This window comes from Nocardia sp. TBRC8007, from assembly GCF_056629435.1.
The window spans coordinates 75,953-91,982 of the sequence record NZ_JBWSOR010000002.1 but is presented as its reverse complement, the minus strand read 5'-3'; the positions used below and the strand labels follow the sequence as shown (position 1 = coordinate 91,982).

At 62.3% G+C, this 16,030-nt stretch carries 18 protein-coding genes and 1 pseudogene; 3 read left to right on the top strand and 16 right to left on the bottom strand.

The annotated features are described in order from the left end of the window. Positions 1 to 320 precede the first annotated feature (320 nt). Positions 321 to 1,196 carry a nucleotidyltransferase domain-containing protein gene (locus ACX4ZE_RS03045; RefSeq protein WP_480271730.1) on the top strand — a complete coding sequence of 292 codons (876 nt, stop codon included), beginning with the start codon at positions 321 to 323 and terminating at the stop codon, positions 1,194 to 1,196. Positions 1,197 to 1,313: 117 nt separating this feature from the next. On the opposite strand, the gene ACX4ZE_RS03040 is transcribed toward ACX4ZE_RS03045, so the two are convergent. The 10 genes and pseudogenes from ACX4ZE_RS03040 to ACX4ZE_RS02995 form a co-directional block, all read right to left on the bottom strand. Then, positions 1,314 to 1,517: a cold-shock protein gene (locus ACX4ZE_RS03040; RefSeq protein WP_412802805.1), complete on the bottom strand. Its 204-nt coding sequence runs from the start codon at positions 1,515 to 1,517 to the stop codon at positions 1,314 to 1,316. A gap of 410 nt (positions 1,518 to 1,927) precedes the next feature. Further along, on the bottom strand, positions 1,928 to 2,257 hold the full coding sequence (locus tag ACX4ZE_RS03035) for a hypothetical protein (RefSeq protein WP_480271970.1): 330 nt from the start codon (positions 2,255 to 2,257) through the stop codon (positions 1,928 to 1,930). A 37-nt stretch (positions 2,258 to 2,294) separates the two neighbouring features. Continuing rightward, a pseudogene (locus ACX4ZE_RS03030) lies at positions 2,295 to 2,420 on the bottom strand (hypothetical protein); the annotation flags it as partial. Continuing rightward, positions 2,366 to 2,584, bottom strand: coding sequence for a hypothetical protein (locus tag ACX4ZE_RS03025; protein WP_480271969.1), 219 nt, complete (start codon positions 2,582 to 2,584; stop codon positions 2,366 to 2,368). The pseudogene ACX4ZE_RS03030 and the gene ACX4ZE_RS03025, both read right to left, overlap by 55 nt. A gap of 156 nt (positions 2,585 to 2,740) precedes the next feature. After that, positions 2,741 to 3,559, bottom strand: coding sequence for a thiamine pyrophosphate-binding protein (locus tag ACX4ZE_RS03020; protein WP_480271729.1), 819 nt, complete (start codon positions 3,557 to 3,559; stop codon positions 2,741 to 2,743). Positions 3,560 to 3,749: 190 nt separating this feature from the next. Beyond that, positions 3,750 to 4,643, bottom strand: a complete 894-nt coding sequence (gene iolB / locus ACX4ZE_RS03015) for a 5-deoxy-glucuronate isomerase (protein ID WP_480271728.1) — start codon at positions 4,641 to 4,643, stop codon at positions 3,750 to 3,752. Next, on the bottom strand, positions 4,640 to 4,876 hold the full coding sequence (locus ACX4ZE_RS03010) for a hypothetical protein (protein ID WP_480271727.1): 237 nt from the start codon (positions 4,874 to 4,876) through the stop codon (positions 4,640 to 4,642). Before ACX4ZE_RS03010 ends, iolB begins: the two co-directional genes overlap by 4 nt. 58 nt (positions 4,877 to 4,934) lie before the next feature. Continuing rightward, complete coding sequence (locus ACX4ZE_RS03005; RefSeq protein WP_480271726.1) at positions 4,935 to 5,345, bottom strand: PfkB family carbohydrate kinase; 411 nt, start codon at positions 5,343 to 5,345, stop codon at positions 4,935 to 4,937. Next, on the bottom strand, positions 5,311 to 5,760 hold the full coding sequence (locus ACX4ZE_RS03000) for a PfkB family carbohydrate kinase (RefSeq protein ID WP_480271725.1): 450 nt from the start codon (positions 5,758 to 5,760) through the stop codon (positions 5,311 to 5,313). Before ACX4ZE_RS03000 ends, ACX4ZE_RS03005 begins: the two co-directional genes overlap by 35 nt. A 222-nt stretch (positions 5,761 to 5,982) precedes the next feature. Beyond that, positions 5,983 to 6,879, bottom strand: coding sequence for a TIM barrel protein (locus ACX4ZE_RS02995; RefSeq protein ID WP_480271724.1), 897 nt, complete (start codon positions 6,877 to 6,879; stop codon positions 5,983 to 5,985). 306 nt (positions 6,880 to 7,185) lie between these two features. On the opposite strand from ACX4ZE_RS02995, the gene ACX4ZE_RS02990 reads away from it, so the two are divergent. Then, positions 7,186 to 8,253, top strand: coding sequence for a Gfo/Idh/MocA family protein (locus tag ACX4ZE_RS02990; protein ID WP_480271723.1), 1,068 nt, complete (start codon positions 7,186 to 7,188; stop codon positions 8,251 to 8,253). Positions 8,254 to 8,941: 688 nt separating this feature from the next. After that, on the top strand, positions 8,942 to 9,838 hold the full coding sequence (locus tag ACX4ZE_RS02985; protein ID WP_480271722.1) for an HNH endonuclease: 897 nt from the start codon (positions 8,942 to 8,944) through the stop codon (positions 9,836 to 9,838). A 64-nt stretch (positions 9,839 to 9,902) separates the two neighbouring features. Here the strand turns inward: ACX4ZE_RS02985 and ACX4ZE_RS02980 are convergent, their stop codons facing one another. The 6 genes from ACX4ZE_RS02980 to ACX4ZE_RS02955 form a co-directional block, all read right to left on the bottom strand. Next, on the bottom strand, positions 9,903 to 10,892 hold the full coding sequence (locus tag ACX4ZE_RS02980; protein ID WP_480271721.1) for a MerR family transcriptional regulator: 990 nt from the start codon (positions 10,890 to 10,892) through the stop codon (positions 9,903 to 9,905). A 14-nt stretch (positions 10,893 to 10,906) separates the two neighbouring features. Further along, a complete protein-coding gene (locus tag ACX4ZE_RS02975) occupies positions 10,907 to 11,572 on the bottom strand; it encodes a HEAT repeat domain-containing protein (RefSeq protein WP_480271720.1) in 666 nt (221 codons plus the stop codon). 222 nt (positions 11,573 to 11,794) lie between these two features. Continuing rightward, positions 11,795 to 11,917 (bottom strand): hypothetical protein, encoded by a 123-nt coding sequence (locus ACX4ZE_RS02970; protein ID WP_480271719.1) that lies wholly within the window; start codon positions 11,915 to 11,917, stop codon positions 11,795 to 11,797. A gap of 186 nt (positions 11,918 to 12,103) precedes the next feature. Beyond that, positions 12,104 to 13,105 (bottom strand): ketol-acid reductoisomerase, encoded by a 1,002-nt coding sequence (gene ilvC / locus ACX4ZE_RS02965; protein WP_480271940.1) that lies wholly within the window; start codon positions 13,103 to 13,105, stop codon positions 12,104 to 12,106. A gap of 196 nt (positions 13,106 to 13,301) precedes the next feature. Beyond that, positions 13,302 to 13,805, bottom strand: a complete 504-nt coding sequence (gene ilvN, locus ACX4ZE_RS02960; protein ID WP_480271718.1) for an acetolactate synthase small subunit — start codon at positions 13,803 to 13,805, stop codon at positions 13,302 to 13,304. Continuing rightward, entirely contained in the window at positions 13,802 to 15,754 is a 1,953-nt protein-coding gene (locus ACX4ZE_RS02955) for an acetolactate synthase large subunit (protein WP_480271717.1), read from the bottom strand. Before ACX4ZE_RS02955 ends, ilvN begins: the two co-directional genes overlap by 4 nt. Between the last annotated feature and the right edge of the window lie 276 nt (positions 15,755 to 16,030).

Sequence of the window (16,030 nt, the reverse complement as noted above, 5' to 3'; positions counted from 1 at the left end):
GCATCGTAACCGATGCCGTTATTCAATCGGAATACTTCATAGCACAGAAAACACATGCATCGTTATAGCCCCACGAACCGAAACTGAGATTTATATATATAATTAATCCATACATAAGTGCAGCTCAAGACATATTTTTCAATCTGTCCCAGCACCGAAGAGCGAACATTGCTGAGAGAAGCATGAGAGAATTACATCATTTTACACAGCATGAACTTATTTGAACTGTGATGGAACTTCGGAACAATTCCGACATATCGGGTGATATCGGTCGTGTCCGAGCTTCGGTTCGGTCGAACCGAAAGGTGTCGCCGTACCGCATGAGCACCGCACTCGGCGACGACATAAAGCACCTGCGCCGCACTCGATCGGTGCCTACTATGACAGTCATGGCGGTTCGCGCGATTCCAGCTTCGATGGACCCGACCGTGGTCGGATCCATCGACCGTGAGCTGGATCGGCTCGAGCACGAGTTTCGAGTGTCGATCCGACTGGCAATCGAAAGCGGCAGCCGTGCGTGGGGCTTCCCCTCGCCGGACTCGGATTACGACTGTCGGTTCGTGTATGTCGCGGAGCTGGAGACCTACCTGTCTCCTTGGCGCACCCGCGACGTGCTGAATCCGACGATATCGGGCCTGATCGACGTGAACGGCTGGGACCTCGCCAAAGCACTGCGACTGCTGGTACAAGGCAACGCCGTGCTCTTGGAGTGGTTGATGTCGCCGATCATCTACCGCGACGACCCGGGGTTCCGTACTCGATTGCGTGAGGTGGCCGAGGAAGTCACCGATCGCAACAGGGTGGCTCGGCACTACCTGCATCTGAGCAACAAGCAGTGGACGCTGTTCAACCACTCCCGGTCGCTGAAAAAGGTATTTTACTCGCTGCGCCCGGCGATGGCGCTGCGGTGGTTGCGCGAGCACCCCGAAGCGACAGTGCCACCCATGCATCTACCGACGCTGATGCGGCAGTGCGAACTGCCTGCTGATCTATCGGCCGCGGTGACCGAGCTGACCGAATTGAAATCGCAGACCCGCGAGATGGGCAGCGGACCCGTACCCGATCCGATCGTCACGTTCATCGTTACCGAATTAGACTATGCCACAAGTACTTTCAACGAGTCCCAAGAACGGGATTGCGTACGAGCCCAAGCGATCGCCGCGGAGTTCTTCCGAGCCGAGGCACTGATGCACTAGGTCGTCAGCCCGCTCGGGCCGACCGAACCATGATCGTGGCGGCGGCGATGTTCACCGGACAGCAGGAAGGCCCCGCACTCGAACGAGTGCGGGACCTTCCGGAAAGCTGAGTCGCGACTAGATAACGCGAACGTCCTGAGCCTGGGGACCCTTCTGTCCCTGGCCGATCTCGAATTCCACGTGCTGCCCCTCATCGAGGGAGCGGAAACCCGAGCCGCTCACAGCCGAGTAGTGCACGAAGACGTCGGGCCCTCCGCCGTCCTGCGCTATGAAGCCGAAGCCCTTCTCGCTGTTGAACCACTTCACAATGCCTTGAGCCATTTCATACTTTCTGTAGACGAGCCAGGTCATGTCATCGAGCTGCCCTGGTCTCATTGATCAACGATGCCATGATCAGGCGAATAACTCACGTTCAGTATCCCCAACTGTGAGCTAACGCTCATATACACGAGCTACACCGATCCACCTCGCACTCTCGATCAGACCCTGATCCGGGTAATCTCTCCAGAACGAGCACTCGGCGCCACGCCTCTCATCAGATACGCCGTCGCCGCCCGACCGGCACACACCAGTGTATGGCAACCGCGCCGGGCATCATGGGCCCTTCTTCGACACGAATACCATTCCGTTGCCAGTCTTCGTGCTCACCAACGCCTGACAACTGGATATATCCTGATGCCTGCGCATCCTGTGCCGATGGACCGCTGGGAACGCTGTGCACAGAATTCTGTTCACTGCCGCAAGAAACGCACCTGACGTGACTTCGACTCCACATAGCCTGCTCGGCCTGGCAAATGCTCCGGAACACCGACCTCCCACCAAGCGCCGGCATCGGTCCACACCTGAGGCCTGGTCCGCACCACGAGCACAGCAGGACAGGACCCGACACTCGCCGCCGACTGTGCCCGGGCATAGGCGATACGGAATTCATCCAGATCGGAAGCGATGAAAACCGTACAGCCCAGGGCGGCCGCATGTGCCGCGAAATCGACACGAGGCGGATGCGTACGAGTAGCGAGTAGTACGACACTGCGCGTAGAAATTGTTGAACGAAGCGCCACCTTGCCCCTCTTGCAGGCGAGCGATCGCGGCATAGCCGTCGTCATCACAGACCACAGCGACGAACGGATGACCAGCGAAAGCCGCCGAGAACAATTCCGAATTCAGCATCAGATAAAAGCCGTCCCCGAGCAATGTCGTGACCACACCAGCTGTGTGTGCCATGGCCGCCCCCAGGCACCCGCGAGCTCATAGCCCATACAGGAAAAGCCGTAATCTACATCCATGGTGGGGGCGCCGCCCACCGCCCGCCAGCCACCGACGAGTTCTCCAGGAAGACCACCGGAAGCTGTCATCACGTAGTCATTCGGCCCGCTCAGCTCGTTCATGATACCGATGACCTGGGTATAGCTCGGTATACCCGGAGCCGGGCGTCGATGTAGGCGTCCCACGTGGCGCGCAACGTCACGGCACGAGCACTCCACCGGGGAGCGACGCACCATTGCCCGAGCTGCCCGTCCAGCTCGCGCACAGTGGCATCGGCATCACCGACCACCGCGCTTCACGGCGTCGAACCGTGCCGCGTTGATCATCACCAGGCGAACGTCCGGAACGAAGACAGTCCAGGACGTCGTGGTGAAGTCCTGTAATCTGGTCCCGATCGCGAGGACCAGATCGGCCTCGGCCACCATCGCATTCGCCGATGCCGAACCGGTGATGCCGAGTGACCCGGCATACAGCGGTTGTTCGTGCAGCGCCAGTGTATGGCCCGCAGTAGTCTCTACCATCGGAATGCCGTGGTGCTCAGCGAATTCCAGCACTGCGCGACCGGCACCCGAATAGCGGACACCGCCGCCGAGAATCAACAGCGGCCGATACGCGGCACGCAGCCCGGCGACAGCTGCGGCGAGCGCACGCTGATCGGGGCGCTGCCGGGTGAGAAGGTGCACAACCGGCGCGAAAAGCGTTTCAGGAAGGTCGTAGCTCTCGGCCTGGACGTCCTGAGGTAACGCGAGGACGACCGGCCCGCTGTCGGCCGGATCGGTGAGTACTCGAATCGCCTGGGGCAAACTGGAGAGCAATTGTTCCGGCCGGGTGATGCGGTCGAAGTATCGGCTCACGGCACCGAACGCGTCGTTCACTGTGACGGTCGCGTCGCCGAAGTGCTCGACCTGTTGCAAAACCGGGTCGGGCGCTCGTCCGGTGAAAGTGTCGCCGGGAAGTAGCAGTAGTGGAAGGCGATTGGCGTGCGCGACACCCGCGGCCGTGACCATGTTCAACACGCCAGGACCGATCGAGGAGGTCGCGACACCGACTTGACGTCGGTTCGTGACCTTGGCATAGCCGATGGCTGCCAGTACCATCCCCTCTTCGGTATGTCCGCGTCAGACCGGTAGCTCAGCGCGTCGTTCATGCAACGCGGTGCCGAGACCGAGCACGTTACCATGTCCGAAAATCGCGAAAACGGCTGGGAAAAAGGTACTTCGCGGCCGTCGAGCGTCTCCGAACGCTGTGCGACCAGCCAGGCCACCAGTGCCTGCGCCGCAGTCAGCTTCATCGGACCCGTCCTTCGTGCGTGGTGACCGGACATCGCGGATCGACAGGTTCGGCTTCCCAGCGGGCACGCACCCAGCTGTGTGCCGGGTCGTCACAGAACGCCATGGATCGCTCGGGCGCCGGACCAGCGAGCACATTGAGGTAGTACATGGGATAGCCGGGCGCGGCGATGCACGGCCCGTGGTAGCCATACGGAATCAGGAAGACGTCACCGTCGCCGACCATGACATTTTCGTCTACGGTACCATCGGCGGTGTAGGTCCGGTGCATGCCGAACCCGTCGCGCGACGGCGTGCTGCCGTCCCGCCCGGCGATACGAAAGTAGTAGATCTCCTCGTTGACGACCTCACAGTCACTAACCTCGTCATGTTTGTGCGGCGGATAGGATGACCAATTGCCATCCGGAGTGATCAGCTCGTAGGCATTGAGCCTGTCCGCGTGCTCCCACACGCCGGGTATCCCGAAGTTGGTGACCTGCCGTGTCGCGTTTCCCGCACCACGGACTTCGACCGGAACCTTTTCCGCAGGGCCGTATCTCGGCTCCAGCCGGTGCGCACACCGCGCCATCGGCAATGCCACCTCCAGGTCGGTGCCCTCGGCGACCAATTCCATCTCGGCGTCTCGGGGAACGTAGGCGAAATCCGTGACCCGGGTGAAGACCGACTCCCGGCCCGCCAATGCGAAAGTCGCGCCATCCACGCGCACTGTGCACGCACCCGACAATGGCAGCGCGAACGCTTCGAACTCGCCTGTCCGCACTGTCCGTGACATACCTGCGCCGATCCGCAGCACCCACAGCCCGGCATAGCTCCATCCGGCGTCCTCCGGAGTCAGCAGAACCGGGTCGCCGTTGCGGCGCAACGTTCCCGCAGGCCGGTGCAACCTCATCATGGGCATCGCCACCCACTACCGGCCACCGTGATCAACAGCTGTTCCAGCAGCTCGCGTCGCGCCAAACCACCGCGGAGAGCGTCGTAGGCAGGATGCTCGGCATCGGCAGGCGCACCAGTCTGTCCACCTGCCGTCAGATCCGAACCGCGCCCCCGCACGGCACAGCCCTGTTCGATCGCACAGCAGTCCATTGGGGGGACACGCAGCAGTCCACACGAGTGCTCGTCGGTCATATACACAGCAGGCCCTCCACTCCACATCGGGTCGTGCGCGGCCTCAGCCACACAGCAGTTACTCGATTTCCGCATCGGTAGGCATCGCATCCGCACAGGCGAGACGCGCGGCCACCAGCGCGCCCGCCGCATTCGCATAGGCGGCGACCCGCCTCAGGTCCCAGCCGGCAAGCAGTCCGTGGATCAGCGCACCACCGAAACCATCACCCGCGCCGAGACCGCAGACCACCTCGACACGGCACGACAGCATCGTCCAGCGCTCGGATTCGGTAGCCACCAACAACCCATCGGCTCCTTGTTTGATCACCGCGAGACGCACACCGTGGGCAAGCAGCCGGTCGGCTGCCGTGGCTGGGTCCGCGATACCCACCGCCACGTGGGCCTCGGTACGGTTGCCGACCACAACATTCACATAATCGAGCATCCAGCCGATCTCAGCTCGCGCGGTGCCCACGTCGGGCCAGAACATCGGCCGGTAGTCTAGATCGAGCACGGTGTGCCCGCACCGGGCACGCCGCAACAATATCTCGCGCTGGGTGGTTCGGCTCGGCGCTCACGCCGGTACCGGTGACCCAGAGCAGTGGCACGGTATTCACTACCTCCCAAGGAACATCCTCCATGGTGAGAGTGAGATCCGGCGCGATCGGCGCGCGGTAGAACAGCAACGGTGGGTCCGCAGGCGGAGTGAGCGCGCAGAATACCACGGGGGTCAGCAGTTTCGACGCAGTCGTGACATAGCTGGAGCAGACACCGTAAGCCTCTAACGCAGTGCGAACGAAGGCACCGAAACCATCCGGGCCCACTTTGGTCAGCAGTGCCGAGCGTCTGCCGAGCCTGGACGCAGCCACCGCGACATTGGTCGCGGTGCCGCCAAGGAACTTCACGAAACCTCACACCTGCGCCAGCGTGACCTCGCTTTGTTCCGGGTAAAGATCCACCCCGACCCGGCCGACTGTGAGAACCTCCAGATCGTTCACGAAACAACCTCCTGCACAGACGAATTCACGAAAAATCGGCAATCGTGACTTATATCGGCAGCTCTGCCGCCACGAGCCCGAGCCGGCGCGGCGGACCGTGGTCGCAGCGACATCGCTGTCATCGCGCCATCAACTCCCCGCCGTGGCGAATACGATGTCCGTGAGATAACGCATACTGCGTCCGGTATCTCGGCTCGACCGCCGCGCCGAGTCGGCCGGGTGCAGCATGGTGTCCTGCTCCAGCACATACCAGCCCCGATATCCCATGGTCAGCACACTGCGCATGAGCTCTGCGATATCGACATCGCCCGAGCCCAGCGGAACATACAGTCCTCGACGCACTGCCCCGTGATACTCCATAAACCCGCTACGCACTTGATCAACCAACACACCACGGACGTCTTTGAGATGAATATGCCCGATCCGCGCGGCATGCCGCCGCGCCAGCCGGACGGGATCGGTGCCGCCGACGACCAAGTGCCCGGTGTCCAAGCAGAGGTCGAGTTCGGAGTCTGCGAGGAATCGCTCGATCTGCGCCTCGGTCTCCACATGCGTACCCATATGCGCGTGCAGCACCGTGCGCAGACCGTACGCGGCGGCCACATCGCGGACCGCAGCAGCGGTATGGACCAAAATGCGCCATTCGGTGTCGGAGAGCCACGGCCGCGCATCATATCCACCGGATCCCGTCGCAGCGGCGAGCACGAGAACTTCCGCGCCGATGGCGGCCAACAGCGCGGCGCTGTCCTCGGCCTGCGCGATGGCCTGTCGCTGGTCCCGATGCAGCACGAAAGCGCGGAATCCGCCGACCGGCGTGAGTCCGAAGGCATCGAGTAATCGACGCAGTTCACCAGGGTCGCCCGGCAGATACCCCGGCAGACCGAGCTCGGTGGCGGACAAACCCAGCGCGGCGATTTCTGCCAGGACAGTGCGCGCATCGCGCATATGCCCCCAGCCCGGAACCTCGCAGACTCCCCAGAAGATCGGCGTGGCCGCGAGACACGGCTGGTAGCGGGTCAGCGGCACTTCTCCGACCTCCGCTGTCGAGGCGGCTCCAACTCATCGGAACGATCCAGCTATGGACTATGACCATCGCGTGTCAAGAACACGGCCATGCCAGATAATACCGCCGCTACCAGTATTTATTTCGATGAATATCAGAAATACCGATCGGTTGGATTGCCGAAAAGGCCAAGTCGGAGCGCTCTATTGCCCACGGCGCAGCGCGCTTATATCGTCCGACCAGCGGGCCAGGCGCACATCGAATGGAAGTGGCCTAGCGCGACCCACGATGGTAGGCGTCGCCGCGCCCGCAGGAGTATCCCGCTCATCGTGCGCAATTCATCCAAGGTCGGCGAGCACCCCAACCGGAATCGGAGTTTCCACCGCCACGACACCAGGGGAAGCCGATGTCATCCCACCGAGCCATCACTGTCGGCCTGGCAGGCACCGGCCGGATCGGAACCTTGCACGCTGAAAACCCTGACAAAGCTGCCTGCCGTAGCCACAGTCGTGGTCGCCGACGCCGACGCCGCCCGGGCCCGCGCTGTCGCTACCGACCTCGGCGCCGAATTCGCTCCCGACCTCGACGTCCTCTTCTCCTCCGGCCTCGACGGCTTGGTCATCGGCACCGGCACCGATTCCCACCCCGGACTCATCACCCGCGCTGTCGACGCCGAGATCCCAGTCTTCTGCGAGAAGCCGGTGGCCACCGATCTGGCAGGCACCCTCACCGTTATCGAGTACATCCAGAACTCCTCGATCCCAGTGCAAATCGGGTTCCAGCGGCGCTTTGTCACCGGCTATCGCACCGTCAGAGAAGCCATCTCCTCCGGTCAACTTGGGCAGCTGCACACGGTGCGCGCCACTACTTTGGACCCGGCTCCACCAACTGCCGAATACATCATGCAGTCCGGTGGGCTGTTCTGGGACTGCGGGGTGCACGATTTCGACATCATCCGGTGGGTGACGGGCCGGGAGGTCATCGAGGTCTGCGCTCTTGGAGCGAACAGAGAAGAGTCGCTCATCGCCGAGGCGGGCGATATCGATACCGCCGCGGTAGTGCTGCGGCTGAACGACGGGACGCCGGCTACCGTGTCGTTGACCCGGTACAACGGCGCGGGGTACGACGTGCGTTTGGAGGCATTGGGGTCCGAAGGGAATTCTATGCCGGATTGGATAGCGAGGCGCCGCTCGCCTCAGTCGGAGCCAGCCAGGCCGCAGCTACTCCCCCTGTCTATGCGGGCTTCCTGGAACGGTTTCGATCCGCTTACGCAGAGGAGTTGTCGACCTTTGTCACGGTTGTCACCGGCGAACTCGACAATCCTTGTAACCTCGTCGATGGCTTGGAGTCGTTCTACATCGCGGAGGCGTGTGAGCTGTCGCGCCGCGAGGGGCTGACGGTATCTCTCAGCGAAGTCCGACGCTGACAGCTTGTCATAGTGGCGTGTTCGCGCACCCGCGCCCCACCTCGTGGTGCGAGCAGGCGCCAACGGCCCTTGGCATCGGTGGTAGGTATGACTCCTCTGATGAAATAGGCCGGTACGACCACCGAATGACATCACACGAAAAATCACTCCACACTTCACAGATATGAGCTCGAAAGGACAGGTGCACAGGGGACTTCGAGAAGACAGATATCGAAGTAGTCGTCATCCGCGACCCGGACGGACCTGTCGATGTCCACATATTCATCGACGGTGTGGAGAGGGCAGTGTCCGAATTCCAGATCGACGCGGGTGCTGGATGGTCCTGGCCGGATTGGAAGCACTCCCAAGTTCAAAACCTCTTGGCTGCTTCATCTTCGGGAAGGCGAGCTATGCTCACCGCTTACGCCGAACTTCCTGGAGACAGCTACGTCGAGAACCGTAACAACGCCCTGCGGCTCGAATCCGACTCGCCCAGTTGACTGGAACGCTAGATGGACTGCGGCACAGTCCAAGCACGAGACACATGACCCTTCATGCTCGTCATTGCGTCCAGCCACGCGAAGCTGGCCACCTGCTCCAACTCTCTGGACGAAATAGCCACTTGGACAATGCGAATCGAAAGTTCAGTGACAATCAGCTGACCATGGCACACTCCATCCATGGAGAGCGAGGCGGAGCTAGAGCTACGCCAGATGATCTTCGATCATCTGGCGCGCAAGGTTGAAGAGAAGGGGTCGTTGACTCGCGAGGAGCTGACCGACTTCGAAGTCGGTGCTGAGACCTATCGGTTGATCGATCGCAATAAGGGGATCTGGAATCCTACTAAATTCGCGGCCACCTTGTCGATCCTCTCAAAGCCCGATAGCCCATACGAAGATACAGAATTCGGTGACTCGCTCTATTCCTATGCATACCGAGAAGGTAATGTCCAAGGTGACAATAAGAAGCTCCGGCGTGCCCATGAGTTAAAGATGCCCATTATCCTACTCCGATGGATCAAGATTGGTAAGACAATTCGCTACGTACCAGTATTTCCGGTCTACGTGATTGCGGACGATAAACAACACCAAAGATTCATCCTAGCATTGGACGACAGCTTCAGAGATGTTCCAAATATGTTGAATCTGAAGCCGATTGAACGAAAATATGCTCAACGACTCACCACGCAACGCCTGCATCAGCCAGAGTTCAGGGGTAGGGTTCTTCTTGCCTACGATCATCGTTGCGCAATATGCGATGTGGGTCATACACAACTGCTCGACGCCGCTCATATAGTCCCGGATGGCAGGGAAAACGGTACAGCGGATGTGACTAATGGATTGAGTCTCTGCAAAATCCACCATGCCGCCTACGATGCAAATCTGATCGGCATCTCACCCGAGTACACAATCCATGTCGGCGCAAAGCTGATGCATGATCGTCGCGAGGGACCGATGCTGCGACACGGACTGCAAGAAACAAACGGCCAGTACCTCTCCTTGCCACAACGGCGGCAAGACTGGCCCGCAACAGAACGGCTCGCGGAAAGATTCGCCGAGTTCAAGGCAGCCAGCTGATACTCGGACCGAGACCTCCCACCAAAACGCATGCGGACTTGCATAACTCGTTCCTCTAACAACCTTACCTGTGCAGAATCGCAGCCGCGGTCGCCGCGATCATCCGGTCTGCATCATCAGCCAGCTCTTCGAGCACCTCCCGAGTCGCAGCGCCCGGAAGCTCGGCGAGTGCCTGCGTGATCCGCAACCGCGGCGGGAGGTCGTCTGTGTGGTCGAGTTCGTCCCGCAGCACCCGGATGATGTCGACGGCAACGACCGCGTCCTCCGCCAGTAGTCCCAACGCTTCGGCGGCCTCCACATCGGACCGCCCCGCGACAACCATCTCGAGCAGTGTCGACATTGCCTCGGCGACTTGACGGGAGCCGAGCGCCAGGGCAGCACGGTCTCGCACGATCATGTCGCAGTCGTCGAGTGCCCGCCGCAGCAGCACCGTCGCTTCCGCGACTGGTACTGCCGCTATCGCGACAACCGCACGGCGCCGGACCTCGACCACCGCCGAATCCAGACCGACCGCCAGATCCGTCAACCCGGCGTCGCCCGTTCTCGCCAACGACCAGCGCAGCGCTCCAGCGACATTCGGGTCTTCTTCCGCTAGCACTGCCTCGACCAGAGCTTCGACGGGCAGTGCTGTGCTCTCGTGCTGTATCAGTACGGCTTGTTGCCTGCGAGCTCCGGATTCCGATTCGAGTGCGCGCAGCAGTATGACGATGCCCATGACGTCTTCCCACTGCGTCGGCGCGGCCGTATCGACACGCTCTAGTTTCCTGAGCAGTTCCTTCTCCGCGGCGAGCCGCGTTCGCGTGCGCCGGATGAGCTCTCCCACCAATGCCATCGGCACGAAGTCGGGCTCGTCCAGCACTCGCTTGGTTCCGTGCAACGAAAGCCCCAAGGTCCTGAGACACTCGACATGGAAGAGGCGGCGGATGTCGTCGGCGGAGTATTCACGGTAGCCACTGGATGTGCGGCCCGTCGGTTCCACCAGCCCCAACGCGTCGTAGTGGCGCAGCATGCGGGTGCTGACACCGGAACGCCGCGAGACCTCACCGATCAACATCCATCGTCTCCCTGCTATGCGTTCGAGCCGGTCACCGTGACCTGCTCGGCGATCTCGAACGGGAGGGTGAATCCGCTATCGGGGTCACGGCGGAGCCGCTCGGTGGCCTCCGCATGGGCGCGAACGCGGGGATCGGGGCTCACCATGGCAGCATCCAGAACCGGTGCGGCGGCCTCTCCGAGTGCCGCCAGCGCGCGGCTCAGGCTGAGTTGCGTATGGCGATCACCTCGTCCGAGGGCTAGCGCTATATCGACAGCGAGTTCACCCTCTTCACCGGGCGGCACGAGTACCGTAGCTGCCCGCCACGCGCTGCGCGCGACCTCGTCGTGTTCGGCGTGCAGCAACGTCGATACTGCGGGCCAGGCACTCCGGTCGCCGATCTTGGACAGGGTGTGCAACGCCTGACTGCGGGCCTGTGCCGTGTCCGACCCGAGCTCGGCTAACAGCCTCGGTACCGTGATCTCGGCAGGCATCCGGCACAACGCCCAGGTCAGCATGTCCAGGACGAAGAAGTCCGGTTCGACGGCGCACCGGGCGATGAGCGGCTCCACGAAACGTGGATCGCTCAGCGAGCCTGTCGAGAGCGCCGCTCGTAGCCGAGTCGACGAATCGGCACTGGCAAGAGCGTCGGCGAGACGAGCATCTGGCTCATCGTGGTTGATGGTATTCAGGACAACCACCTCCTTCGTCGACCACTCAACTCTTTGTCACAATGTCAAGGTCAAGCCGTGTGGTCGTGGCCGAGACACGCTGATCCGAAAACGAAGATGTACGCGGGCGACGAAGCTCTGCGCTCACGCGGGAAGCAACCCGGCAATGACCTCGGCGAGTTGTTTGACGTTGCGGCACTCATACATCGTGACGTGCTCGGCGTACACATGAGCGGCGGAGTCGCCGGTCGACTATGAGCGGGCAGCCTCCGGGTTGAGCCAATAGGTGTGCTCGGCGCGAGCGCGGATCGTTTCCAGAGCGGCGAGATTCGGGTCGGTACGGTTGGTGCGAGCATCGCCGAGGATGTCGGTCATTCGAGCGGAGTGATTTGGTGGCACCTGGAACGCTGTTCAGCAACCATTCGACTACCATCGATGATGGTCGTCTGACCGCGACACCGAGCAGCGCGCCAACCTACCGCCCTGGATTACTCGCCATGGAACGCCCGAAGGCCCGTCTATCTCTCGACGAACGGGCCTTCAGACGAATTCTGCTCCAGTTCAGGCGGTCTCGGTGATCGGCCGGTCGACCCAACTCATCAGGCCGCGCAGCTTGGCGCCGGTGACTTCGATCGGGTGCTCGGCGTTCTTCTTGCGCAGCGCCTCGAGTTCCTTGCCGCCGCCCTCGACATTGGCCACCAGGCGCTTGATGAAGCTGCCGTCCTGGATGTCCTTGAGAATGGCTTGCATGCGCTTCTTGGTGTCGGCATCGATGACCCGCGGTCCGGACAGGTAGCCGCCGAACTCGGCGGTGTCGGACACCGAGTAGTTCATCCGAGCGATACCGCCCTCGTACATCAGGTCGACGATCAGCTTGAGCTCGTGCAGCACCTCGAAGTAAGCCATCTCCGGCGCGTAACCGGCCTCGATCATGACCTCGAAACCGATCTTGACCAGTTCCTCGGTGCCACCGCAGAGCACAGCCTGCTCACCGAACAAGTCGGTCTCGGTCTCTTCCCTGAAGGTGGTCTTGATGACGCCCGCGCGAGCACCGCCGATGGCCTTGGCGTAAGACAGCGCCAGTGCCTGACCCTCGCCCTTCGGGTCCTGATCCACGGCGATCAGCGCCGGGACGCCCTTGCCGTCGACGAACTGGCGACGGACCAGATGTCCTGGGCCTTTCGGCGCGACCATACCGACGGTGACCGCGGCGGGCGGCTTGATCAGCCCGAAGTGGATGTTGAGGCCGTGGCCGAAGAACAGCGCGTCGCCGTCTTTCAGGTTCGGCTCGATGTCGTTGGTGAAGATCGATGCCTGCGCGGTGTCGGGCGCCAGCACCATGATGACGTCAGCCCAGGTCGAGACCTCGGCGGGAGTGCCGACGGTCAGACCCGCTTCTTCGGCCTTGGGCCGCGACTTCGAGCCCGCCGCGAGACCGACGCGCACCTCGACACCGGAGTCGCGCAAGCTCAGCGAGTGCGCATGGCCCTGGCTGCCGTAGCCGATGACAGCGACCTTGCGGCCCTGGATGATCGACAGGTCGGCATCGTCGTCATAGAACATCTCGACTGCCACTGTGGTTTCCTTCCGGAGTCATCCGACGCGAGCGGGGTCCACTCCCGCTCGCGCCCGTGTTGTATGAAACCGTCCCTTTGGACGGGACGGGGTTTCCCGCATAAGCGGGAGGCCATGTCTACCGCCGATCACAGCCAGCCTACGCGCCACTACCTCTGGGGCGGTCACGCCGAAGTCTTTCGCGTCATCGGGCAGCGGTAATGGACTTCGGTCCACGCCCTACCGCGACGACACCGGACTGCACGATCTCCCGGATACCGTAGGGCTCGAGCATCCGCAGCAGCGCGTCGAGCTTGGACCTGGTTCCGGTCGCCTCGACAGTGAGCGCATCGGGAGACACGTCGATGACCTTGGCGCGGAACAGCCCTACCGCCTCGATCACCTGGGTGCGCACGCTGGCATCGGCACGCACCTTGACCAAGATCAGTTCGCGAGCCACTGAACTGTCGGAGTCCTGCTCTACGATCTTGATGACGTTCACCAGCTTGTTGAGTTGCTTGGTGACCTGCTCGAGTGGCAGATCCTCGACAGTGACGACGATAGTCATGCGCGAGATCTCCGGCAGCTCGGTGCCTCCGACCGCCAGTGATTCGATGTTGAAGCCGCGGCGGGAGAACAATGCCGCGACCCGCGCCAACACGCCCGGTTTGTCCTCGACGAGAACGCTGAGGGTGTGGGTGGTGCTCATCCGTTGTTCACCTTGTCCTGTTCCTGTGACACCGCTTTTTCTTGTGACACCGCGGCGTGGATCGCCGAGGGTCCTTCGGCCTGCTCGTCCTCGTCGAACAGCGGGCGGATGCCACGAGCGGCCATGATCTCGTCGTTGCTGGTGCCCGCGGCGACCATCGGCCACACCTGAGCGTCCTTGCCGACGATGAAGTCGATTACCACAGGTCGATCATTGATGGCCTGGGCCTCACGGATGGCGGCCTCCACGTCCTCCTCGCGCTCGACTCGGATTCCGTGGCAGCCGAGGGCTTCGGCGAGCTTCACGAAGTCGGGGATGCGCAAGGTGTGCGTGCTCAGATCGGTGTTGGAGTAGCGCTCCTCGTAGAACAGGGTCTGCCACTGACGAACCATGCCGAGGTTGCCATTGTTGATCAGCGCGACTTTGATCGGCACGCCCTCGACCGCGCAAGTGGCCAGCTCCTGATTGGTCATCTGAAAGCACCCGTCGCCGTCGACCGCCCACACCTCTTTGTCCGGAACGCCCATCTTTGCGCCCATGGCGGCCGGAACCGCGTAGCCCATGGTGCCGAGGCCGCCGGAGTTCAGCCAGGTGCGCGGCTTCTCGTACTTGATGAACTGGGCAGCCCACATCTGGTGCTGACCCACTCCGGCACAGTAGACCGCATCGGGTCCGGCCAGCCGACCGAGCGCCTCGATGACGAATTCCGGCGACAAAGACCCGTCCGAAGGCGGAGTCCAGCCCAGCGGATAGGCCCCGCGCACATGGTCGAGGTAGGTCCACCATTCACTCAACGAGAGCATCGGAGCCACACCTGCCGAGGGATCGGCCTTCAGCGTCTCGATGAGCTCGGTGATCACCTCACGGCAGTCACCCACGATAGGAACATCAGCATGCCGGTTCTTGCCGATCTCGGCTGGGTCGATGTCGGCGTGGATGACCTTGGCACCGGGCGCGAAGGAGTCCAACTGACCTGTGACTCGATCGTCGAAGCGGGCGCCGAGGGTGATCAACAGGTCCGACTTCTGCAGCGCGCCGACAGCACCGACAGTGCCGTGCATGCCGGGCATCCCCATGTTCAGCTGATGGCTGTCGGGGAACGCTCCTCGCGCCATCAAAGTGGTGACCACCGGGATACCGGTCAGTTCAGCCAGCCGCAACAGCTCGGCTGAGGCATTGGCCTTGATCACTCCGCCGCCGACGTACAGGACCGGCGCTTTGGCTTCCATGATCATCCGGGCCGCCTCGCGCACCTGCTTGCCATGTGGCTTGGTGACCGGGCGGTATCCTGGCAGCCGCATCTCCGGTGGCCAGCTGAAGGTGGTTTGCGCCTGCAGCACGTCCTTGGGGATGTCGACGAGCACTGCACCCGGCCTACCGGAGGCGGCGAGATAGAACGCCTCCGCGAGGATGCGCGGAATGTCATTGCCCTCGGTGATCAGGAAGTTATGCTTGGTGATCGGCATGGTGATGCCGGAGATGTCGGCTTCCTGGAACGCGTCGGTGCCGATCAAACTGCGGCCGACCTGACCGGTGATGGCCACTATCGGGACCGAATCCATCTGCGCGTCGGCGATCGGGGTGACCAGGTTGGTCGCACCGGGGCCGGAAGTAGCCATGCACACACCGACCTTGCCGGTGGCCTGTGCGTAACCAGTGGCCGCGTGGCCCGCCCCCTGCTCATGCCGGACGAGGACGTGGCGCACCTCGGCCGAATCGAACAGCGGGTCGTACGCCGGAAGAATCGCACCACCCGGAATGCCGAATACGGTGTCGACGCCGAGCTCCTCTAACGAGCGGACGACCGACTGCGCGCCGGTGACCCGCTCGGGCGGGACCGGACGGCGGGTAGCCGCCGATGTCGCATTGGCAGCGGGCGTGGCCTGCTGATTCACCGAAGGCGCCGGCTTGCGGGCCGAGGGCCCTGGCCGTGCGGTAGGTGCGCTCACCGTCTTCGTTCCTTACTGGTTGTCGTTTCTGACCCCGGTTTTGTGCCTCGAGGCGCTGGGCCGGATAAGCCGGCCCCCGCATGCGGTGTCGTGCGCTTCGCCATGTCGGACAGTAGTCCGAACATAAAAAATCCCCCGACAGCACAGGGCTGATCGAGGGTGGCGCGTCGCGACGCGAGCTGACGTATCCGACTCAGTGTGTCAGGCTCAACGCTGGACGCGCCGGCCGATTACGAGCAACTCGTTTCGATTCACGCGCACGACGTTAAGCGGAGG